The organism is Methylobacterium tarhaniae, from assembly GCF_001043955.1.
Lineage (GTDB): Bacteria > Pseudomonadota > Alphaproteobacteria > Rhizobiales > Beijerinckiaceae > Methylobacterium > Methylobacterium tarhaniae.
This window is the reverse complement of the sequence record NZ_LABZ01000055.1, coordinates 1-20,565: the sequence shown is the minus strand read 5'-3', so window position 1 is coordinate 20,565 and position 20,565 is coordinate 1. Positions and strand designations below refer to the sequence as shown.

Annotated in this window: 19 protein-coding genes and 3 pseudogenes; 12 read left to right on the top strand and 10 right to left on the bottom strand. The window is 69.0% G+C overall.

What is annotated here, in order from left to right:
• Nucleotides 1-197, bottom strand: a pseudogene (locus VQ03_RS09065) (ABC transporter substrate-binding protein); the annotation flags it as partial.
• A 196-nt stretch (nucleotides 198-393) separates the two neighbouring features.
• Between VQ03_RS09065 and VQ03_RS09060 the strand changes: the two are divergent.
• The 3 genes from VQ03_RS09060 to VQ03_RS09050 all read left to right on the top strand — a co-directional run bounded on the left by VQ03_RS09060 (nucleotide 394) and on the right by VQ03_RS09050 (nucleotide 2,592).
• Nucleotides 394-771, top strand: a complete 378-nt coding sequence (locus VQ03_RS09060; protein WP_342586452.1) for an ArsR/SmtB family transcription factor — start codon at nucleotides 394-396, stop codon at nucleotides 769-771.
• A 509-nt stretch (nucleotides 772-1,280) separates the two neighbouring features.
• Nucleotides 1,281-1,487: a hypothetical protein gene (locus VQ03_RS09055; protein ID WP_157064030.1), complete on the top strand. Its 207-nt coding sequence runs from the start codon at nucleotides 1,281-1,283 to the stop codon at nucleotides 1,485-1,487.
• Between the two features lie 157 nt (nucleotides 1,488-1,644).
• Nucleotides 1,645-2,592 (top strand): sulfonate ABC transporter substrate-binding protein, encoded by a 948-nt coding sequence (locus VQ03_RS09050; protein WP_048450549.1) that lies wholly within the window; start codon nucleotides 1,645-1,647, stop codon nucleotides 2,590-2,592.
• Nucleotides 2,593-2,943: 351 nt separating this feature from the next.
• Here the strand turns inward: VQ03_RS09050 and VQ03_RS09045 are convergent, their stop codons facing one another.
• From VQ03_RS09045 to VQ03_RS34545, 4 genes and pseudogenes are all read right to left on the bottom strand, one after another.
• Nucleotides 2,944-3,837 carry a GGDEF domain-containing response regulator gene (locus VQ03_RS09045; protein WP_048450548.1) on the bottom strand — a complete coding sequence of 298 codons (894 nt, stop codon included), beginning with the start codon at nucleotides 3,835-3,837 and terminating at the stop codon, nucleotides 2,944-2,946.
• 12 nt (nucleotides 3,838-3,849) lie between these two features.
• Nucleotides 3,850-4,890 (bottom strand): HD-GYP domain-containing protein, encoded by a 1,041-nt coding sequence (locus VQ03_RS09040; protein ID WP_048450547.1) that lies wholly within the window; start codon nucleotides 4,888-4,890, stop codon nucleotides 3,850-3,852.
• 372 nt (nucleotides 4,891-5,262) lie between these two features.
• On the bottom strand, nucleotides 5,263-5,478 hold the full coding sequence (locus VQ03_RS09035) for a hypothetical protein (protein WP_157064029.1): 216 nt from the start codon (nucleotides 5,476-5,478) through the stop codon (nucleotides 5,263-5,265).
• A gap of 204 nt (nucleotides 5,479-5,682) precedes the next feature.
• Nucleotides 5,683-5,971 (bottom strand): annotated as a pseudogene (locus VQ03_RS34545) (transposase family protein); the annotation flags it as partial.
• Between the two features lie 592 nt (nucleotides 5,972-6,563).
• Here VQ03_RS34545 and VQ03_RS09030 point away from each other — a divergent pair.
• On the top strand, nucleotides 6,564-8,729 hold the full coding sequence (locus VQ03_RS09030) for a TonB-dependent receptor (RefSeq protein ID WP_048450545.1): 2,166 nt from the start codon (nucleotides 6,564-6,566) through the stop codon (nucleotides 8,727-8,729).
• A gap of 180 nt (nucleotides 8,730-8,909) precedes the next feature.
• On the opposite strand, the gene VQ03_RS09025 is transcribed toward VQ03_RS09030, so the two are convergent.
• The 5 genes from VQ03_RS09025 to VQ03_RS09005 all read right to left on the bottom strand — a co-directional run bounded on the left by VQ03_RS09025 (nucleotide 8,910) and on the right by VQ03_RS09005 (nucleotide 12,356).
• A complete protein-coding gene (locus VQ03_RS09025; RefSeq protein ID WP_048450554.1) occupies nucleotides 8,910-9,206 on the bottom strand; it encodes a helix-turn-helix domain-containing protein in 297 nt (98 codons plus the stop codon).
• Between the two features lie 31 nt (nucleotides 9,207-9,237).
• Nucleotides 9,238-9,597 (bottom strand): type II toxin-antitoxin system RelE/ParE family toxin, encoded by a 360-nt coding sequence (locus VQ03_RS09020; protein WP_048450553.1) that lies wholly within the window; start codon nucleotides 9,595-9,597, stop codon nucleotides 9,238-9,240.
• Between the two features lie 38 nt (nucleotides 9,598-9,635).
• Nucleotides 9,636-10,004 carry a hypothetical protein gene (locus VQ03_RS09015; protein WP_048450544.1) on the bottom strand — a complete coding sequence of 123 codons (369 nt, stop codon included), beginning with the start codon at nucleotides 10,002-10,004 and terminating at the stop codon, nucleotides 9,636-9,638.
• Between the two features lie 597 nt (nucleotides 10,005-10,601).
• Entirely contained in the window at nucleotides 10,602-11,603 is a 1,002-nt protein-coding gene (locus VQ03_RS09010) for an NAD(P)H-quinone oxidoreductase (protein WP_048450543.1), read from the bottom strand.
• A 45-nt stretch (nucleotides 11,604-11,648) separates the two neighbouring features.
• Nucleotides 11,649-12,356 carry a GntR family transcriptional regulator gene (locus tag VQ03_RS09005; RefSeq protein WP_048450552.1) on the bottom strand — a complete coding sequence of 236 codons (708 nt, stop codon included), beginning with the start codon at nucleotides 12,354-12,356 and terminating at the stop codon, nucleotides 11,649-11,651.
• Nucleotides 12,357-12,461: 105 nt separating this feature from the next.
• On the opposite strand from VQ03_RS09005, the gene VQ03_RS09000 reads away from it, so the two are divergent.
• The 8 genes and pseudogenes from VQ03_RS09000 to VQ03_RS32875 all read left to right on the top strand — a co-directional run.
• A complete protein-coding gene (locus VQ03_RS09000) occupies nucleotides 12,462-14,195 on the top strand; it encodes an acetolactate synthase catalytic subunit (RefSeq protein WP_048450542.1) in 1,734 nt (577 codons plus the stop codon).
• Between the two features lie 14 nt (nucleotides 14,196-14,209).
• Complete coding sequence (locus tag VQ03_RS08995; protein WP_048450541.1) at nucleotides 14,210-15,094, top strand: branched-chain amino acid ABC transporter permease; 885 nt, start codon at nucleotides 14,210-14,212, stop codon at nucleotides 15,092-15,094.
• Complete coding sequence (locus VQ03_RS08990; RefSeq protein WP_048450540.1) at nucleotides 15,091-16,119, top strand: branched-chain amino acid ABC transporter permease; 1,029 nt, start codon at nucleotides 15,091-15,093, stop codon at nucleotides 16,117-16,119. Before VQ03_RS08995 ends, VQ03_RS08990 begins: the two co-directional genes overlap by 4 nt.
• Complete coding sequence (locus VQ03_RS08985; protein ID WP_048450539.1) at nucleotides 16,116-16,853, top strand: ABC transporter ATP-binding protein; 738 nt, start codon at nucleotides 16,116-16,118, stop codon at nucleotides 16,851-16,853. Before VQ03_RS08990 ends, VQ03_RS08985 begins: the two co-directional genes overlap by 4 nt.
• Nucleotides 16,850-17,566: an ABC transporter ATP-binding protein gene (locus VQ03_RS08980; RefSeq protein WP_048450538.1), complete on the top strand. Its 717-nt coding sequence runs from the start codon at nucleotides 16,850-16,852 to the stop codon at nucleotides 17,564-17,566. Before VQ03_RS08985 ends, VQ03_RS08980 begins: the two co-directional genes overlap by 4 nt.
• A gap of 100 nt (nucleotides 17,567-17,666) precedes the next feature.
• A complete protein-coding gene (locus VQ03_RS08975; RefSeq protein ID WP_048450537.1) occupies nucleotides 17,667-18,944 on the top strand; it encodes an ABC transporter substrate-binding protein in 1,278 nt (425 codons plus the stop codon).
• A 43-nt stretch (nucleotides 18,945-18,987) separates the two neighbouring features.
• Nucleotides 18,988-20,121 carry an SDR family oxidoreductase gene (locus tag VQ03_RS08970; RefSeq protein WP_048450536.1) on the top strand — a complete coding sequence of 378 codons (1,134 nt, stop codon included), beginning with the start codon at nucleotides 18,988-18,990 and terminating at the stop codon, nucleotides 20,119-20,121.
• A gap of 5 nt (nucleotides 20,122-20,126) precedes the next feature.
• A pseudogene (locus VQ03_RS32875) lies at nucleotides 20,127-20,565 on the top strand (hypothetical protein); the annotation flags it as partial.

The following is a 20,565-nucleotide window of genomic DNA, read 5'->3' as shown; positions in this document are numbered from 1 at the left end:
TCGAGGCCCGCGGCCTCGGCGGCGATCGGCGGCGTCGAGCCGGTCCCGCAGAGATCGATGGTGCTGTCCCGGAGCAGGGCCGCGCTGTCGCGCCCCTCCGCATAGGGCACGAAGACCGGATCGAGCGACGCGAGCGCGCCCGGCCAGCGTTCGGCGAGGGCAAGGTGGATGTTGTTCGGATGCACGCCGATGCGCAAGGTCACGCCCGTCCCTTCCAGGCCGTCGTCGATCGATGAGAGTTTATGTTTTCGTAGAATGACGAACGGTCATCTTGACGGCAAGAGAATGAAAATCCGAATTTTCATTGGCTTGGAGATGAATCATGCACCGTTCCGGCGGCAGCTTGTCTCTGCAGCTCCCTCGTGATCTCTGGAGAGGACAGGGAGGTCCATCGTGCGCTGTCGCAACATCGGAGCGGCCAGCGACCTGCTGGCGCTGCTGGCGAACCCCAACCGCTTAGGCATCGTCTGCCTCCTCCTCGAAGGGGAGCGCTCCGTCATGGCGCTGGAGGTCGCTCTCGACATCCCGCAGCCGACCCTGTCGCAGCAGATCGGCATCCTGCGCGAGGCCGGAATCATCGCGGGCCGGCGCATCGCGCGCCGGGTGTTCTACCGGGTCGTCGACGACCACGCGCGTTGGATCGTCGAGACCCTGCGCGGGCTCTTCGACGACTTGCTGCCGGCCTCGGTCATCCTCGCGTCCGCCGACCCCTCGCAGAGCCGCGAAGCGCTCGCCGCCGCCTCGCGCCTCGCGGAGTGGGAGGCGATGTGAGCCGCATCGGGGCCGGCCGGTTGCGTCCGCCTCGACGGTGAGGCGGGGACCGGCCTGCGGCTTCGTTTCCCGCACCAGAGCGCGAAGCCGCCCGAGCGGCGCCGGCATGCCCCGAGGGACTGCGCACCGCGATCCTTTCAATCGGAGCCGGGCCTTCGCGACCGCCGAAGCCGTACTCAGGCAACGCATGACGAGGCCGGGGGGCGGGGAGGACGGATGTCCCCGGCTCTGCCGCGCCGAGCTTCGGCCGCTGCGCTCCATCGGCGGCAGGAGCCTGGCCTACTACCCTGCCGCCCTCGCGGAGCGACCGGGGGTGCCCTTGCTCCGGCCATGCGGCGGCTGCAACTGCCTTGGAGAAGAAGGCGAATGCCTGGAATGACGGCGCCGCGGAATTTCATCCTCCAACTTCCGGGACATAAAGCAATAAAAAGCTATCGACTTGTGTCTTTCGGTGATCTTATCATTCCGCCCATGCGTGATCCCGCTCCGTCATGATTTCGAGCAGAGGAATGATTGCAATGAACCTTCGGTCTCGCCAGACTTTCGGACGCGTCGGCACGGCGGCGGGCAGGAGCGCCGGTGGGCTCAGTCTCGGCGATGCTGCCCGGCGAAATGCCGACGACGGCCGGCGGGCAAGCGCGTCGGACGACGACCGACACCGGTCGCAGCGGCTGGCGGCCGCCAAGCAGTTCGACCTCGACGGCCAGATCGGCTGAGCCCGTACCCACTCTCTCCCGCGACGTGGCCTGCCGGCGAACCGGACTTCGTTCGGCTCGGGCACGGCGCTCGCCATCCCGGAGGGTCCCTCGCGCAAGGCGGTCGGGCCGGATGGCGGCCGCCTTGGTTCCCCCCACCCATGGAAGACCCGACGACATGACGCTCACCAGGCGCTCCTTCGCCACCGGGACGGCCGCGACCCTCGCGGCGCTCGCGACGGCCGGCCCGGCCCGGGCCGACCGCGTCCTGCGCGTCGGCTACCAGAAATACGGCACCATGCTGTTGCTGAAGGCCCGCGGCAGCCTCGATACGGCGCTCAAGCCCCTCGGCTTCCGGGCCGAGTGGCGGGAATTCCCGGGCGGGCCGCAACTGCTGGAGGCGCTCAACGCCAAGGCCGTCGATATCGGCGTCGTCGGCGAGACGCCGCCGATCTTCGCCCAAGGCGCCGGCGCGCCCTTGGTCTACCTCGCCCACGAGCCGCCCGCCCCGAAGAGCGAGGCGATCGTGGTCCGCAAGGACAGCCCGATCCGCACCGTGGCCGACCTGAAGGGCCGGAAGGTCGCGCTCAACAAGGGCTCGAACGTCCACTACCTGCTCGTGCGCGCCCTGGAGGAGGCCGGCCTCGCCTATACGGACATCCAGACCGTCTTTCTCGCGCCGGCCGACGGGCGGGCGGCGTTCGATGGCGGGTCGGTCGATGCTTGGGTGATCTGGGACCCGTTCCTGGCGGCCGTCGAGGTATCGAGCGGCGCCCGCGTCCTGCAGGACGCGACCGGGCTCGCGGCCAACCACCAATTCTACGTCGGCGAGCGCTCGTTCACCGAAGCGCAGCCGCAGGCCATCGACGCGGTGCTGGCGGCGATCGCCGTCGTCGACCGCGAGACCAACGGGGTGACCGAGGCGGCGGCGCGCGAGCTGAGCCCGGCGGTCGGCATGCCGGTGCCGATCCTCGCCAAAGCGCTCGCCCGCCAGAGCTGGGGCGTCGCCCCGCTCGGACCCGAGGTCGTCGCCGGGCAGCAGCGCATCGCCGACACGTTCCTGCGCCTCGGCCTGCTGCCGCGGCCGATCCAGGTGGCGGAGGCCGTCCGGCAGGCGCGCTCGTAGGACCTCCCCGGGCCATCCCGAGAGCGTCGTCGATCCGGGAGGTCGGCTCGACCTCGTCGGCGACGGCGCAGGCCATCGCCGCCGCGACAGGCACGGCGCGCATGCCAACGTGGCTGCCAAGATCGATGCCGGGGGAACATCACCCGCTTCGAGCGCGACGCCACCGGGCGGATCCTGCTGCACCATCGTCCCGAGCGGGAGTGGGGAGCATCGCAGCGACGACGCGTTCGGGCGGTCGTAGGTCCGGGTGGTGCGGCCGTAGGCCGGCGAGCGCGGTCTCGAAGCCGGCCTCGTCGCCGATGCGGGTGAGGCTGGGCGAGGCTCGGCCGGCAGAGAGGGTGCGAGGAGACATCAGCCGAGGACTTCCGTGCTCAGGCGGCCATCGGCCCTTGCCACGCGGTTCCGTCCAGCCCGCTTGGCGGCGTACAGCGCCGTGTCGGCCCGCTTGAGCAGGAGCCCGACACTGTCGCCCGGCATCCATTCGCTGACGCCCACGCTCACCGTGAACCGCAGGGTCGGATCGATCCGCATCTGGAGGGCGGCACACTGGCTGCGGATGGTGTGGGCGACGACGTCGGCGCCCGGACCCGGGTTCGGGATCACGACCGCGAATTCCTCGCCCCCGAGCCGCCCGACGATCGCCCCGGTGTCGCGCAGGATCCCGGCGACGCACTGGATGACGTGGTCTCCGACATCGTGCCCGTAGCGGTCGTTGATGCTCTTGAAGTGATCGATGTCGACCTGGAGGACCGCCAGGGGCGCGTCGCTCGAGGCGGTGGCGAGGGCCCGGTCGGCTTCCCGCAGCAGCGCCCGGCGGTTGAGCAGCCTCGTCAGGGGGTCGGTGTCGGCCTGCTGGATCAAGGCTTGCTGCAACGTGAGCACCCGCTCGGCCGAGCGCAGGCGGCCGTAGAGCTCCTGCGGGCTCGGCGGCTTCACGAGGAAGTCGTCCGCGCCGCTGTCGAGGACCTCGTCGAGCGATCGGGTGTTGCGCGAGCTGGACATGACCAGGATGGTCAGCGGCCGGCGGTCATCCGCGAGGGCCCGCAAGGCCCAGCACAGCTCGAGCCCTTCGAGCGGATGGACCTCCAGGCTGGTGAGGACGCAGGTCACGGACGGATCGGCCGCGACGTGGGCAAGGGCCGCGTCCGATTCGCCGAAGCCGATCACGGTGTGGCCGCCGGCTTCCAGCAGCTCCGAGACGGTGCGGCGGATGACGCGGCTCGGATCGATCAGGGCGACGTGCATGGGCTGGGTCCATCATGCGTCGGGAGTGAAGGCGGCGGCGATCGGCCGGAAGGCGCGCACGATCGTCGTGTCGAGGCGTTCGCCCATGCCGTCGAGGATCGCCAGGGCGTCCGCGCTCGACATGGGGGCCTTGTAGGACCGGCGCTCGATCAGGGCGGCGTAGATGTCGCAGACGGTGACCAGGCGCACGAGATCGGGGATGTCCTCGCCCCTGAGCCGGTCGGGATAGCCGGACCCGTCGAGCATCTCGTGGTGGGAGCGCACGACCGCGAGCATCTCGGGCTCGAAGCCCTGGTCGGCGAGCAGCCGCCATCCCTGTTCGGGGTGCTGCCGGATCACCGCCATCTCGGCCGCGTCGAGCCGGCCCGGCTTGTTGAGGATCGCGTGCGGCACGCAGATCTTGCCGACATCGTGCAGCAAGGCGGCCTTGGTGAGGCGGTGACGGTCCAGGGGGCCGAGGCCGCGGCTTCCGGCGAAGGCGGCGGCGAGCCCGGTGACGAGGAGGCAGTGCTGGTGCGTGGCGTCGTCGAACCGCTGCACGGCCCGAACCCAGGCGCGGATGCCGGTGTCCCGGATGGCCTGGCCGATATAGTCGGTGCCGGCGTCGATGACCTGGGAAGTGATCGGCTGGTCCGGCACGAACACCGTGCCGTAGAACCGCCGCGCCTCCTCGCTCCGGTTCAGGGCATCGGCTGTCATGGGCTCCGGTTCGCGGCGCGACAGGCCGAGGAAGTCGCGCAGACAGTCGAGGTCGAGGGGCGCGCAGAGGGTGTGGGAGGCCCCGAGCGCCATCCCGAAGAGGCGCGCGCGCGCACAATCGTGGTGCAGCACCATGACGAGGGGTGCGCCGCGGCGCGACCGCTCCAGGATGTTGCGCACGCGCGTGACCGCGTCCGAGCTGAAATCGAAGAGGTCGGTGACGAAGGCGTCGGCGGGGCCGGTCGACGCGTCGTCGTAGAGGTCGTGGATCTCGCACGCCTGCCCGGCGGCGAGATCCCGTGCCAGGGCACGGCTGCGGCGGGGATTGTCCGAGATCAGCACGATCCGTGACATCGCCATCCTCGACCGGCGCTCACGCGACCATCGCGTCGAGGGCGTCCCGGGAGGCCGCCGCGGTGCAAGACAGCGCGAGACCGTCCAGGACATGGATCGAGACAATGGCGGGCGGGAGACAGGTCATGGCGTCCCTCACGGCTTCGACCTCATGGCACCAGCGCAGATTGTTCACCGGATCTCAACGCCCATGGATGCAAGATTATTTAACATCCAACACAAAATTGCATGACTTCAAGCAAGAACACGCATCTCTCGCCGGCGATACATGTATCGGCCATGGCGCATCCGGCGAATACGCAGGTTTTTGCCGGACTCTGCGCCATTCTTCGTCGCGGGCGATCGTCTCGGGACCGGGGCATCCGCGACAGATCATGCTGCTCGAACCGTATCGAGGAAGCGCGCGACCTCGACCGTCATGTGCTCGGACTGGCGCGACAGCGCGGAGGCGGCGGCGAGGACCTGGGCGGCGGCGGATCCAGTCTCACCGAGGCGATGGTAGCAGAGTCCGCCCAAGCCGAGCGTCAAGGCCAGGAGAACGAGCAGCGATGCGACGAGCCGTGTCCGGACGAAGACGTTGATCAGCATGAAGGTCACCGAGCGTCGTTTCGCGCATTGTCATCGTTCAATCGATAATTTTAAATTAATTTAAACATTAAACATCCGGCGATGCGTATCTGAGAATCATACCTCTGACATCTGGATCTTCGCTTGCAAGATAAGATCCTGGGATCATCGCAGGGAGATCTAACAATACGCCGGCCGGATTGCTTTTTAAGCGAGGGACTGGTGTCAATTGATCCACGCCAGGGTGGAAGCGGGGCAGGGGGCGCCCATGACTCTGGCCGCGGTCTTCTCGTAGCGGGTGGCGATGGCGCGCCACTCTGTCGGCTGCTCGACGGATGTTGCGGTTGTTGGCGATCCAGCCCGGACAGGCGACCGGCGTCTCGTTGCTCTTGGTCGTGATTCCCGGCCGTATGCCGAGCATCCAGATCGCCTGGCGGAAACCGTGGCTGGAGTCGCCACGATCGGTAACGATCCCTTTGGGTCCGCCCGGGAGCTGATCGAGCAACGAGAGAGAGACGCCCCGAGCCTGTTTGACTCGGCCTGCCGGTCATCCGGCATGGATACATAGATTTCTCTACGTAATTCGAGGGTTCGACGAAGTCGAGAATCCGGGATCCATCACCGCTGACACTCCAGGATCAAGCGACCAGCGCTCCGCCTCCACCAAGAACCGTCGGCATTCATGGATCCGGGTTCCGCTGCGCGGCCCCGGGATGACGGTGGAGCGCTTCAATTCTGTCGTTTCCATCAAACAGGCATCTCGCAGATGCAACAGGCTCAAGCGACAGAAGACCCTTAGCACGTTTACCGCCGCATGAATCCAAACCGGCCCATCTGTTGCACGTGGAGGCTGTGCCACGGGGCGGTGGTCGCATGACGTAACCATCAAAAATAAGCGCTCCATTCTATTTCGTGCGATCCCACCCTGTCTTGTTGGATTTTTTATTTGTAATAAATATAGATATCAAAAACTTGCATGGATTAAATCCTTGCTTTCCCTGCAGGTTTGTGAAACATGCGCTTGGACACCGCAAGGTAATCCAGATTGGTTCAAATCTGGTTTGGTTCTCAATACTTCTAGAATCGGGCACAGCCTCATGAGTCGGATGCAGTCCGTATCCATACGCACTTCGTGTACGGCGATCGTGGTTGCCGGCTGCTCGCTGACGGATCCCATCCTCGCGGCCCACGCCGAAAATGCCGCTCAGGGATCCGAGATCCGCCTCGAGGAAATCTCGGTCGCAGGTCCGGCGGCGGCGCCCGGAATCGTGCCGGCCTATGCCGGTGGACAGGTCGCCCAGGGTGGGCGGCTCGGTCTGCTCGGCAATACCGAGACGACGAAATCCCCCTTCAGCGTCAGCAGCTACACCGACAAGTTCATTCGCGACCGGCAGGCCGCCACGGCGTCCGAGGCCCTCGCCCTCGACCCCTCGGTGCGCGCCACGCAGACGACGGGCGCCCCGTTCGACTCGTTCTACATCCGCGGCTTTCCGATCAACGAGAACACCAGCGGCGAGTTCGCCTTCGACGGCGTCTACGGCGTCGCCCCGAGCTTCCGGGTCTTCACCGACTATGCCGAGCGGATCGAGGTCCTCAAGGGTCCCTCCGCGGCGATCTCGGGCATCGCGCCGAATGGCGGCGTCGGCGGCGTGATCAACATCGTCCCGAAGCGCGCCGGAGACGACCTGACGCGCCTCACCCTCGATTACGGATCGACCGCCCGCGGCGGCGGCCAGTTCGACGTCGCCCGGCGCTACGGCGCCAACCGGGAGTGGGGTGCGCGCTTCGTCGGCAGCCTGCGCGGCGGCGACACGCCGTTGGACCGCCAATCCGAGACGACCGGCGTCGGGGCTCTCGCTCTCGACTATCAGGGCGAGCGGTTCCGGGCGTGGCTCTACCTGCTGGCGCAGACCGATCGCTTCGACGCGCCCTTGCGGCCGTTCCTCCTGCGGGCCGGCGTCCCGGTGCCGCGGGCGCCGGACGGCCGCCTCAACGTGAGCCAGCCCTGGGAATACTCGAACATCGACGACCGCGGCGGTCTGCTGCGGATGGAATACGACCTCACCGACCAGGTCACGCTGTTCGGCGACGTCGGCGGTTCGCGGACCGGCGTCGAGCGCTACTTCGCCTCCGCTCCGACGATCACCAACGTCCGCGGCGACACCGCCACGACCCCGCAATTCTACAGCCTCGGCGTCGACCGCTTCACCGTCGATGGCGGCGCGAGGGCGAAGTTCGAGACCGGCTTCGTCCGCCACGCCTTCGTCGTGCAGGCCTCCCGCTACCAGGAAGATGCCGCCCGCCGCCTTCCGGCCGGACGGGGGAGCTACCTGTCGAACATCTACGACCCGGTGCTGGTCCCCTTCATCGCGCCGACCGTCATCGACTCGCGGCCGCGCCTCTACGACAGCACGCTGACGGGCGTGTCGGTGGCCGACACGATGTCGGTCTTCGACGAGCGCATCCTCCTGACCCTCGGCGTACGCCGGCAGGGCATCGAGGCGCATAACTACGTGTCGAATGTCGGGACGCTCGCCTCCTCCTACGACAAGGGCGCGACGAGCCCGCTGGTCGGCATCGTCGTGCGCCCTTGGCAGACCGTCTCGTTCTTCGGCAACTACATCGAGGGCCTGAGCCGGGGTGACGTCGCCCCGGCCACGGCAACCAATTCCGGCGTGATCCTCGCTCCTTACGTCGCGCACCAGGTCGAGGCCGGCGTCAAGGTGGATGCGGGCACGATCGGCGCGACGTTCAGCGCCTTCCAGATCACGCGGCCGATCGGGGAGCTCAGTCCCCAGCGCCGCTTCGCGCAGACCGGCGAGCAGCAGGTCAGCGGGCTGGAATTCAGCGTCTACGGCGAGATCACCCCGCAGGCCCGGATCCTCGGCGGCCTGACCCTGCTCGACGGGGTGCTCACCCGGACCGCCTTCGCCGCCAATGTCGGCAACGTGCCGATCGGGGTGCCGCGCGTGCAGCTCAACCTCGGCGCCGAGTGGGACCTGCCCGGTGTGCCGGGCCTCACCCTGACCGGCGCCGTCATCTATACCGGCCGCCAGTTCGTCGACACGGCCAACACCCAGGCACTGCCGGATTGGACGCGCCTCGATCTCGGCCTGCGCTACGCGACCGCGATCGAGGGCCGCAAGACGACCTTCCGCGCCAACGTGCTGAACGTCACGGGCGCGAATTACTGGACCGGCGTGGCCTCGTTCGGGACGTTCTTCCAGGGCGCGCCGCGCACCTACCTCCTGTCGATGTCGGTCGACCTGTGAACGGGCGGATGGGGGCGCTCGTGACCGGGGCCGGCGCGTCCGCGCCGCCGGCTCGACCCCCCCCTCCTCGTTCCGCGGACGATTGTGGTAGCCTCGGCCAACACCTCAAGGGCCCCGGCAGGGCTCACGAGGCCGCCATCGGCCCGCCCGCAGGCCGCGAGGGCGCGGGAGAGAGGCCGATCAGGCCACCTCGCCAAGGATCTCCTGCACCACCTGGGGTCGTTTCCGGACCATCGCGAGGAGCACGCGGGCAGGACCTTCAGGACGCCGCCGCTTCTGCTCCCAGTTCCGGAGGGTGTGCAACGAGACGCCGATGGTTGCCGCAAAGGCCGGCTGCGCCAAGCCGGTCCGGGTCCTGATCTCGGCCACGTCTAGATCCTCCGGGACATGGACGAAGGTGCCCTCAGGAGGATTCCCCTCCATGTAGGCCAGAGCACTCTTAGCGCCGCTCAGGATGCGCGTGAAGCTGTCGGTCATCGGAGCCACCATGTGGAGGGTTGCAGGTTCATCAGCGCTGCTTGCTGCGCCGGCGAGCCGATTTGATTGCGGTGGCCACCTTCTTGAACTCGGCAACCTCCGCATCGGTGAAGTTTTCGCGGTCGCCCTTGCTGAGGACGGCAACGAGGAACACCGGGGTCGTCTCGTCGAGGTAGATCGAGACCACCCGGTAACCGCCCGACCTGCCCTTGCCGCGGCCGGCGACCCGACCTTTGCGAAAGCCGCCGGAGCCCTGAATCTCGTCGCCGTAGTCCGGCGTCTTGGCGTAGGTGTCGACCGAGCGTTGGCGCTCCGCCTCGGTCGTGCCTGCCCGCTTCGCGTCGGCGACGTAGTCGGGGGTCTCGACGACGGTGTGAAGCGGTTTGGACATGAGCATGAGTAAGCCAATGGACTACATAAGTCAATGGCTTATGATGTGCCGTGGACGGTTCGGCCCGCTCGTTGCCCGTCAGGCTTACAGCGCGCCCTCGACGGAGGCCGGCGGCACGTGATCGGCCGGACCATGAAGCCGGGCGGCGACGCGGCGTCGATCTCGTCGCCGGTAAGGGTGCCGCGCTCCATCAGCATCCCGGCGATCGTCTCGATGTCGGCGCGGTGCCGGCGCACGAGATGGTGTGTGAACCTGCGGAGGCGGGCACCCCATTGAGCCTGCTCCTGAGGAGCGAGCTCGTCCAGCATGTCCGTGATCCAGCGCCGACCGTCCCCATCGCCGGCCCGGCAATGTCCCAGGATACCCGCCGCGAGCACGTCGCGCACCAGGGCCACGCTCTCGGGCATGGCGAAGACCAGGACCTCGGGTCCCCGGGCTTGCCTCCCGGATGCGCCGCGTGATCGCAGGTTTGTGCCGGGTGGCGAGTTCGACGGCCTCGGCACCGGTGTCCGCTTCCGCACCAGCGACCGTCCCGCGGCCGCGAGTTTGCCCCCTTGGCACAGGCGTGGAGGGGAAGGCAGGCCGTCAGCGCTGACGCGCCAGGGGCGTCGTGCAGCGTGTTCTAGGAGGCTCCTGCAGCCGAGCTGCTCCGGCGGTCCTGGTGCATTCCGAGCCCAGCCCGACAGCTTCACCTCTCAAGGAGCAGCTCCGATGATGTTTTACCTCGTGGGCGGAGCCGGATGTGGCCCATTGCGGAAGCTCGGTGGCCGTGTGCCCCCTCAGGCTCGGGCTCGCCGCTGCGAATGTACCGGAACCGCCATGCGCATGAATAAACCGCCGGTCGGCACCGTCTCGCGAGGCGCCGATCGAAGCAGGCACTGCTTTCTTCACCATGATCGGCCCGTCGACGATAGCGCGTGCCGTGTACTGCCTTCCCCGGACCGCCGTCTTGATCCTCGTCAGGCGCTTCGCAGGCCTATCATGAGGTTGGGTCCGAACTGCTCTCAATCGACGGCGAGCACGATCTTACCGACGTGTCGGCTCTCCTCCATGAGGCGGTGCGCCGTCGCGACCTCGGCGAGCGGAAATACCTCAAAGATTTCAGGGCCGCAGGTGCCGTCGGCGAGCAGCGGCCACACCTTGTCGTGCAGCGCGCGGGCGATCGCGCCCTTCTCCGCGGTCGTGCGCGGGCGCATCGTCGAGCCGGTGATGACGAGACGGCGCGCAGCGATCCGGGTCAGGTCGATGGCATCGCTCGACCGGCCGCCCATGAACCCGATGACGACGAGCCGCCCCTTGAAAGCGAGGCTCGCGACGTTGCGCGAGGTGTAATCGCCGCCAACCATATCGAGCACGACGTCGACGCCGCGCCCGTCGGTCAGGCGCTGGATCTCGGCCGCGAAGTCCTTTTCGCGGTAATTGATGGCCGCCGTCGCGCCGAACCGGAGGCAGGCCGCGCATTTCTCGTCCGAGCCGGCGGTCGCGTAGACCGTCGCCCCGAAGGCGCGGGCGAGCCCGATGGCAGTAACGCCGATGCCGCTCGTGCCGCCATGGACGAGGACCGTCTCACCCGGGGCGAGCGCGCCGTGGCCGAAGAGGTTGGCCCAGACCGTGAAGTAGGTCTCGGGCAGGGCGGCGGCCCGCACCGCGTCGTAGCCCTCCGGCCAGGGCAGGCACTGCGCGGCGGGAATCGCGCAGAACTGGGCGTAGCCGCCGCCATTGGCGAGGCCGCAGACCTGGTCGCCCACTGCCCAGCCGCGCACGTCCTCGCCGAGACCCGCCACGGTGCCGGCGACCTCGAGGCCGAGGATCGGGCTCGCGCCGGGCGGAGGCGGGTAGAGCCCCTTGCGCTGCTGGACGTCCGGGCGGTTCACCCCGGCCGCCGCAACCCGGATCAGGATCTCGTCGCGCCCCGGCCGCGGGACCGGGCCGGAGCCGATCGTCATCGCGTCGGGATCGCCCGGCCGGTCGAGCGCGACCAGCGTCATGCGTGAAGGCAGGGACATCGGACCGCTCCGTGATCTGAAAAAAGGACGGGTTCTCGCACGGAGCTACCGCGCCAGGCGGCTCACGAGGTCGTTGCCGCCCTCGGTGATGTCGTCGGCGATCGCCCGGGCCGCGGCCTCGGGATCGCGGGCCCGGAGCGCGTCGAGGACGCGGACGTGGTTGTGCACCGCGCCGGGAGCGAGTGGAGCGTCGTCGGGCCGGTACAGGAAGTTCAGGAACGGCCCGCTCTGCGCCCACAGGCTCTCGACCACCCGCACCAGCCTGGGCATCCCTGAGCCGCGGGCGAGGGCGAGGTGGAACGCCTCGTTCCAGCGCAGGGCGTCGTCGTAGCGCTGCTCCGCCTTGGCCTGGACGAGGCTGGCATGCAGCGTCTCGAGCCCGGCGATCAGCGCCTCGTCCGCTTGAGCGGCGGCGCGAGCCGCACTGAGCCCTTCGACATGCACGCGGATGTCGCGCAGTTCGAGGAAGTCGGCGCGGGTCAGGGTCGGGACGACGATCGAGTGGCCGGTGCGCGATTCGAGCACCCCCTCGGCGACGAGCTGCAGCAGAGCCTCGCGCACCGGCGTCAGGCTGGTGCCGAGCCGCGCGGCGAGGTCGCGCCCGCTCAGCTTCTCGCCCGGCTTGAGGGCGCCGATCATCAGCGCCTTGCGGATACGCTGGTAGGCCTGCCCGCTGAGCGAGTTGCGCTCGACCGTCCCGATCTCCGAGGCCGCGACGGCCCGCGCGAGTTCGGCCGCGTCCGGCTCGGGCATCGCCAGATCCCGCATCGCCACTTCGATCCCCGGCCGCTTGCGTGTTGACACTGCCATCGCTGTCGTCACATGATATATCAAACAACGTATGACAATGAGGAAACGATGTCCAGCAGGGCTCCCGCCGTCGGCGATCCGACGCCCGGCCTGTCGAACGCGTCCGCCGCCGTCGCGATCGCGGCGGGACTGAAGCGGCACGGCGTCGAGGTCACGTTCGGCCAGAGCCTTCCTTCCGCGATCCAGCTGGCGAACCCCTTGTTCGGCATCCGCCAGATCGGCTACCGCACCGAGAATGCCGGGGGCGTGATGGCCGACGGCTACGCCCGCATCTCCCGCAAGGTGGCGGTGGTGACGGCCCAGAACGGCCCGGCCGCGACCCTGCTCGTCCCGCCGCTCGCCGAAGCGTTCAAGTCGTCGGTGCCGGTCGTGGCGATCGTCCAGGAGGTCAACCGCGACACCTACGACAAGAACGCGTTCCAGGAGATCGACCACTTCGCGCTGTTCTCAGGTTGCGCCAAGTGGGTGCGGCGGGTGGATCGGACCTCGCGCACCGACGACTACGTCGACATGGCATTCACCGCGGCCGCGACCGGCCGGCCGGGTCCCGCCGTGCTGCTCTGCCCGGCCGACTACCTCAACGAGGCGGTCGAGACGGTGGAGCGCCGCCAGGCCGAGCTCGGCTGGTATCCCCTCGACCGGGTGAGCCCCGACCCGGCCCAGATCGCCCGGGCGGCCGACCTCCTTGCCGGGGCGAAGGCGCCCCTGGTCTTCGCCGGCGGCGGCGTGCACCTGTCGGGGGCGACCGAGGCGCTCGCCGCGCTGCAGGAGCGGGCCTGCCTGCCGGTGGCGACCACCAACATGGGCAAGGGCTCGGTCGACGAGCGCCACCCCCTGTCGCTCGGCGTCGCCGCCAACGCGATGGGCCGGCACGGCTCGACCCGGCACATGCTGCCGATGATCGAGGAGGCGGACGTCGTCCTGCTGATCGGCACGCGCACCAACCAGAACGGCACCGATTCGTGGCGCCTCTACCCGCGGAACGCCACCTTCATCCACATCGACATCGACGGGCAGGAGATCGGGCGCAACTACGAGGCCCTGCGCCTCGTCGGCGACGCGCGGCTCGCGATCGAGGCCCTGACCGCCGCGCTCGAGGCGCGCGACATGGGGCGACGCCGCGCGACGAGGAGCGCCGTGGAAGCGCGGATCGCCGCCGGCAAGGCGGCCTTCGCGGAGGACGCCGCCGCGCTCCTGCATTCGGACCGCGCGCCGATCCGGCCCGAGCGGGTGATGCGCGAAATCGACGGCCTGATGACGCCGGAGACGATCGTCGTCGCCGATGCGAGCTACTCGTCGCTCTGGGTCACGAACTACCTCGTCGCGCGGCGCGCCGGACAGCGCTTCCTGACGCCGCGGGGCCTTGCCGGGCTCGGCTGGGGTCTGCCCATGGCGCTCGGCGCCAAGGTCGCGGCGCCGGAGGCGCCGGTCATCTGCGTCTCCGGCGACGGCGGCTTCGGCCATTGCTGGGCTGAGCTGGAGACGGCGCGGCGGATGAAGCTGCCGATCGTGCTGATCGTCCTCAACAACGGCGTGCTCGGCTACCAGAAGGACGCCGAGACCGTGAAGTTCAGCGGCTACACCGATGCCTGCCACTTCGAGACGGTCGATCACGCGGCGATCGCCCGCGATTGCGGCTGCCACGGCGTGCGGGTCGAGCGGCCCGAGGAGTTGAGGCCGGCTCTCGAGGCGGCCCTGTCCCGGGACGTGCTCACGCTGATCGACGTGGTGACCGATCCGGAGGCCCGCCCGCCGATCACCTGGTACGAAGGCCACTTCTAGCCCGGGAGGGCGCCATGCAGGCCATCCTCCAGCTCCTCGTCTCGGGCGTGCTGCTCGGGGGCGTCTACGCCCTCGGCGCCCTCGGGCTGAACCTGATCTTCGGCGTCGCCAAGGTCGTGAACTTCGCCCACGGCGAGTTCCTGATGCTCGGCATGTTCGCGGCCTATTGGCTGATGACGCTGACCGGGATCAATCCCTATCTCGGCGCGCCGATCATCGGCGCCGCCTTCTTCCTCGTCGGCCTCGCCTTCTACGCCGGGCTGATGCGCTTCACGATCTACAAGCCCGAGCTGACGCAGGTCTTCGCGACGCTCGGGCTCAGCATCCTGTTGCAGAACGCCGCGCTCGTCGCCTGGTCGGCCGATTACCGCACGATCCAGATCATGCCGGCGGGCTGGGAATCGATCCAGGTGCTCGGCGCCTACGTGCCGACCAACCGCCTGGTCGCGTTCCTCTACGCGGTCGCGATCCTGCTGGCCGTGCTGGTCTTCCTGCGCTCCACCTTCATCGGCCGGGCGATCGAGGCGGTCTCGCAGGACCTCGTCGCGGCCCGCCTGATGGGCATCGATCCCGACCGCGTCTTCCTGATGACCTTCGGGCTCGGCATCGCGATCACCGGCGTCGCCGGCGGCGTCCTGATGCCATCCTTCTACGCCTTCCCGTCGGTGGGCTCGTTCTTCGTGCTCGTCGCCTTCGTGGTGGTGGTGCTCGGCGGGCTCGGCTCGATCGCCGGCACGATCCTGGGCGGGCTCCTGCTCGGGCTGGTCGAGACCGGGATCGGCTACGTCGCCCCCGACCTCAAGGAGGCGACGCATTTCGTGCTGCTCATCCTGCTGCTCGCGGTCCGGCCGCACGGGCTTCTCGGGGTCAAGGGCGCCGAGAAGGAAACGCTCAAATGAACCCCGCCCGCTACCTGATCCTGCGCCCGGCCGACCTGATCGGGCTCGCCCTCGCCGTCGCGGCGGCGCTCGTCCTGCCCTTCCTCGTGCGCGACGACTATTCCGCCAACGTGCTCGTCCTGATCCTGCTCTATGCCGGCCTGGCCTCGTCCTGGAACATCATCGGGGGCTTGGCCGGCCAGTTCTCCCTCGGACACTCGGCCTTCCTGGGGATCGGCGCCTACACCTCGACCCTGCTCTACAACTATGCGGGGATCTCGCCCTGGCTCGGGATGCTCGCGGGCGGGTCGATCAGCGTCGTCCTGGCGCTCCTGATCTCATACCCGACTTTCCGGATGCGCGGCGTGTTCTTCGCGATGGCGACGCTGGCGGTCGGCGAGACGCTGCGCATCCTGCTCATCTACTCGCGAAAATTTTTTCCGCTGCCCTACAGCCTCAGCATCGACTACCAGCCGGGCCTCGCCCGCATGATCTTCGAGGATCGGGCGAGCTACGCGCTGCTCGCCGGCTGCTACCTCCTCACCTGCCTCGCCTGCACCTTCGTCCTGTCGCGCAGCTATACCGGCTTCTACCTCCGGGCGATCCGCGACAACGACGAGGCGGCGGACGCCGCCGGCGTGCCGGTCCGCCGCTACAAGCTGATCGCCTTCCTGGTCTCGGCCTTCCTGACCGCGCTCGGCGGCACGCTGATGGCGCAGTACGTGCTCTACATCGAGCCCGGCACCGTGTTGTCGATCGAGCTCTCGGTCGACCTGCCCCTGATGGCGATCCTCGGCGGCATCGGCACGATCCTCGGGCCCCTCGTCGGTGCCGCGATCCTGCTGCCCTTGCGCGAGACCCTGGTCGAGATGCTCGGCGGCGCGGCCTCGGGCGCGCATCTCGTGCTCTACGGCTTCCTCCTGATCCTCATCGTCGTGCTGCTGCCGAACGGCCTCCTCGGCGGCCTCGACCGCCTGCGCGCGCTCACCCGCAGCAAGCCCGGGCCATCCGCCGATGCTGCCAAGACCGCCGGGGTGCAGCCATGAGCCCGAGCCTCCTCAGCGTGGCCGGGGTGACCAAGCGCTTCGGCGGCCTCGTCGCGGTCGACGACGTCTCTCTCGAGGTCGCGCCGGGCGAGATCGTCGGCCTGATCGGGCCCAACGGCGCCGGCAAGACGACGTTGTTCAACATGATGGCGGGCGCCTTCCCGCCGGACCGGGGCGACATCGTCTTCGACGGGCATTCCTTGCGCGGCCGCAGTGCGGCAACGATCTGCCGGCTCGGCCTCGTGCGCACCTTCCAGATCCCGCAGCCCTTCGGCTCGATGACGGTGCTGGAGACGATCCAGACCGCCGCCCTGCTGCACGACCGCTCGATCGCCGCGAGCCGGGCGGCGGCCCTCGCGATCGCCCGGCGCGTCGGCCTCGAGGGCCGCGAGGCGAGCCCGACCCCGTCGCTGACCAACGCCCAGAAGAAGCGGCTCGAAGTGGCCCGGGCGCTGGGCGCCAACCCGAAGCTGATCCTGCTCGACGAGGTCATGGCCGGCCTGAACGCCGCCGAGGTCGCCCGGATGCTGATCCTGGTGCAGCAGCTGCGCCGGGACGGCGTGACGGTCGTGCTCGTCGAGCACAACATGGAGGCGGTGCTGCGAGTGTCCGACCGCCTCGTCGTCCTCGAGACCGGGCGCAAGATCGCCGACGGGCCGCCGCGGTCGGTGGTGGAGGATCCGGCCGTCATCCGCGCCTATCTCGGCGAGGGGACCGAGGAGGACGCGGCATGATCGAGATCCGCGACCTTCACGCCGGCTATGGCGATACGGAAGTGCTCCAGGGCATCGACCTCGACGTCCGCGCCGGCGAGGTCGTCGCCATCGTGGGCGCGAACGGGGTCGGCAAGACGACGCTCCTGCGCACCATCGCCGGGCTCATCGCGCCGAGCCGCGGCAGCATCACGGCGGAGGGCGAGGCGATCGGCGGCCTCGGCGCCCACCGGGTGGTCGAGCGCGGGATCGTCATGGTGCCGGAGGGCCGCCGGCTCTTCCCGCGCATGACGGTCCGCCGCAACCTCGAGATCGGCGCCTACGCGGCCCGCGCCCGCCCGCGGCTCAAGCAGAGCCTGGAGGAGGTCTACGCCCTGTTCCCGATCCTGCGGGAGCGGGAAGATCAGCTCGGCGGCACCCTGTCGGGCGGCCAGCAGCAGATGTGCGCGATCGGCCGCGGCCTGATGGCGCTTCCCTCGGTGCTGATGCTCGACGAGGTCTCGCTCGGCCTGGCCCCGATCGCGGTCAAGCGCGTCTACGAGGCGGTACGGGCGATCCGCGACCGCGGCCTGACCCTGATCATCGTCGAGCAGAATGTCGGCCAGGCGCTGAAGGTGGCCGACCGGGCCTACGTCATCCAGGGCGGCCGGGTCGTGCTCTCGGGCACCGGCCGGGAGCTCACCAACAACGAGGACGTCAGGCGCGCCTATCTTGGACTCACCGAGCACGCCTGACGGGTCGCGCTCGGCCCTTGCGGATGCCGGCCCGCCACGAAGAGGGCGGCTGGCTCTCACACCCGGGCGCCTCGCCCGGGACGATTGCGGGAGGAACACGATGACACTGAGCCGCCGCCGCTTCACCACCCTGGCGGGTGCCGCCGGGCTCTCGGTCGCCTCGCCCTTCGTGCGGCGTGCCGAGGCGCAAGACTTGGCCAAGATCGGCGTCCTGCTGCCGCTGTCGGGCCCACTCGCCTCCCTCGGCAACGAGGTGCTGCGCGGCTTCCAGTTCGCGCGCAGCCTCGTCAACGCCGGGGGCGGGGTCTTCGGCCGGCCGGTCGAGTTCGCGCAGGTCGACGTGCCCGGCTCCACCGAGGCGACCTCGCAGGCCCAGCGCCTCATCACCAGCGACCGCGTCAAGGTGATCGTCGGCTCCTATGCCAGCGCCATCTCGTTCGCGGCGAGCCAAGTCGCGGAGCGCAACCGCGTCGTGTATTTCGAGCAGGGCGCGGTCGCCGACGACATCACCAGCCGCGGCTTCAAGTACCTGTTCCGCTTCATCTACAACTCGACCGAGCTCGGGCGCAAATGCGCCGAGTACGCCACCGACCGGATCATCCCGGGCGTCGGCCTCGACCGCAAGACCGCCAAGGTGGCGATCCTCAACGAGAACTCGAACAACGGCACCGCGGTCGGCGCCGGAGCGAAAGCCTGGCTCGACGAGAAGGGCGTCCAGGTCGTCGACCACACCTCCTACGACTTCAAGACCAACGACCTCTCCTCGGTCGTGCAGCGCTACAAGTCGCTCAACCCCGATATCCTGATCGTCGAGCAGTACACCCCGGACGCCATCCTGTTCTGGCGCCAGGCGCGCGAGGCCGGGCTCAAGCTCAAGGCGATGATCGGCAACGGCGGCGGGCACAACGTGAACGAGTTCGCCGAGGCCTTGGGCGACGACGTCAACGGGATCTTCAACACCGGCACCTCGGTCTACATCAACCCGAAGGCGCTGCAGCCCGAGACGGCGGCGTTGTTCAAGACCTTCCACGAGGAGTACCCGAAGATGTTCGACGGCCGGAAGCCGTCGGCGCATGCCGGGATGGGCTTCAACGCCATGTACACACTGCTGACCGACATCCTGCCGGCGGCCGGCGGCATGGACACCGAGAAGATCCGGCAGGCCGCCCTCGCCCTCGACAAGCCGGTCGGATCCTCGATCGTCGGGTGGGGCCTGAAGTTCGACCCGAAGACCCAGAACAACACCCGCGCCTTCCCGACCTACGACCAGTGGCAGGGCCGGCAGATCCGCTCGATCGGGCCCGATCCGTTCGGGATCGCCGAGAAGATCACGATGCCGCTGCCCGACTGGGGCCAGCGGGCCGGCGTCGGACAGTAGCGGCCACGGCCTGTGCGGAAGCCCGATCCATGAGCGCATCGCCATGACCGCATCGAAGACGGTCCTGATCGCGGGCGCGCGCGGCGTCGTCGGCCGGGCGGCGCTCGCCCACTTCGAGGCGAGCGGCTCCCGGGTGATCGGCCTGTCGCGGCGCCGACCGGGCTTCGCGACCTCGGCGGAGTGGATCACCGCCGACCTGACGCAGCCGGACGCAGTCGCGCAGGCCCTCGCCGCGACGTCCGGCATCACGCACCTCGTCTACGCGGCCGTGCACGAGGAGGCCGACCTCGTCGCGGGCTGGACCGAGGAGGGGCAGATCGCGACGAACCTCGCGATGCTGCGAAACCTGCTGACGGCCCTCGAGGGGAGCGCGACCGGCTTGCGCCACGTCACGCTCCTCCAGGGCACGAAGGCGTACGGGATCCATCACGGCCCGTTCCCGATTCCGGCACGCGAGAGCGATCCGCCCTTCATCGCCCCGAACTTCTACTACGACCAGCAGGACTGGCTGCACGAGCGCGCCTCGGGCGCCGCCTGGACCTTCACGATCCTGCGGCCGCAGCTCGTCTGCGGCTTCGCCCTCGGCAACCCGATGAATGCGGTCGCGGCCATCGGGGTCTACGGCGCGATCTGCCGCGAATTGGGCCAGCCCTTCCGCTTTCCCGGCGGCGAACCCTGCATCCAGGAGGCGGTCGATGCCGACCTCCTCGCACGGGCCATCGCCTGGGCCGGCGAGGAGCCGCGCTGCGCGGGCGAGACCTACAACATCACCAACGGCGACGTCTTCACTTGGCCGATCCTGTGGCCGCGCCTGGCCGGCATGCTCGGCGTCGAGCCGGGCGCTGCGCATCCGCACGCGCTCGCCCGCGTGATGCCGGGACACCGGCGGGCGTGGGAGCGCGTCGTGAGCCGCCACGGGCTGCATCCGCACGCCTACGACGAGATCGTGGCGAACTGGGCGTTCCTCGACTTCACGCTGCGCCACGGCGAGACCCGGCCGCGCCACTCGATCATGTCGACGGTCAAGTGCCGGCAGCACGGGTTCCATGACTGCATCGATACCGAGGTGATGTTCGCGCGCCTGTTCCGACGCCTGCAGGACGAGCGGATCCTGCCGCCCGCGGGCGCGCACGAGGCCGGGCAAGAGCGACCGCCGGGTGCGGCGGCAGGGGAGTGAGACCGATGGATCGTCGCACGTTCGTTTCCGCGGCCCTCGTCGCATGGCCCTTGGCCGGGCTCCTGACCTGTGCCGCTCCGAGACCGGCCGCCGCGCAAGGTTGGCCCGACCGCGAGATCACCCTGGTGGTGAATTACGGGGCCGGCGGGGTGACAGACGTGACGATCCGGGCGCTCGCGGCAGAGGCCACGAAGATCCTGCGGGTTCCGATCCAGGTCGTGAACCGGGCGGGATGGCCGGGGACGACCGCGCCGCCCTTCGTGTCCGCCCAGAAGCCGGCCGGCCACACGATCAGGGTCACGAGCTTCGCCCCGATGGCGATCAGCCCGCACCTCATGGCCGTCTCCTACAAGATCGACGATTTCGACTACATCGCCGGCGGTCGACGACATCTGCTAGCACACGCCGGCGCCCGAGCTACCACACGCACTCCGATGCACCGCA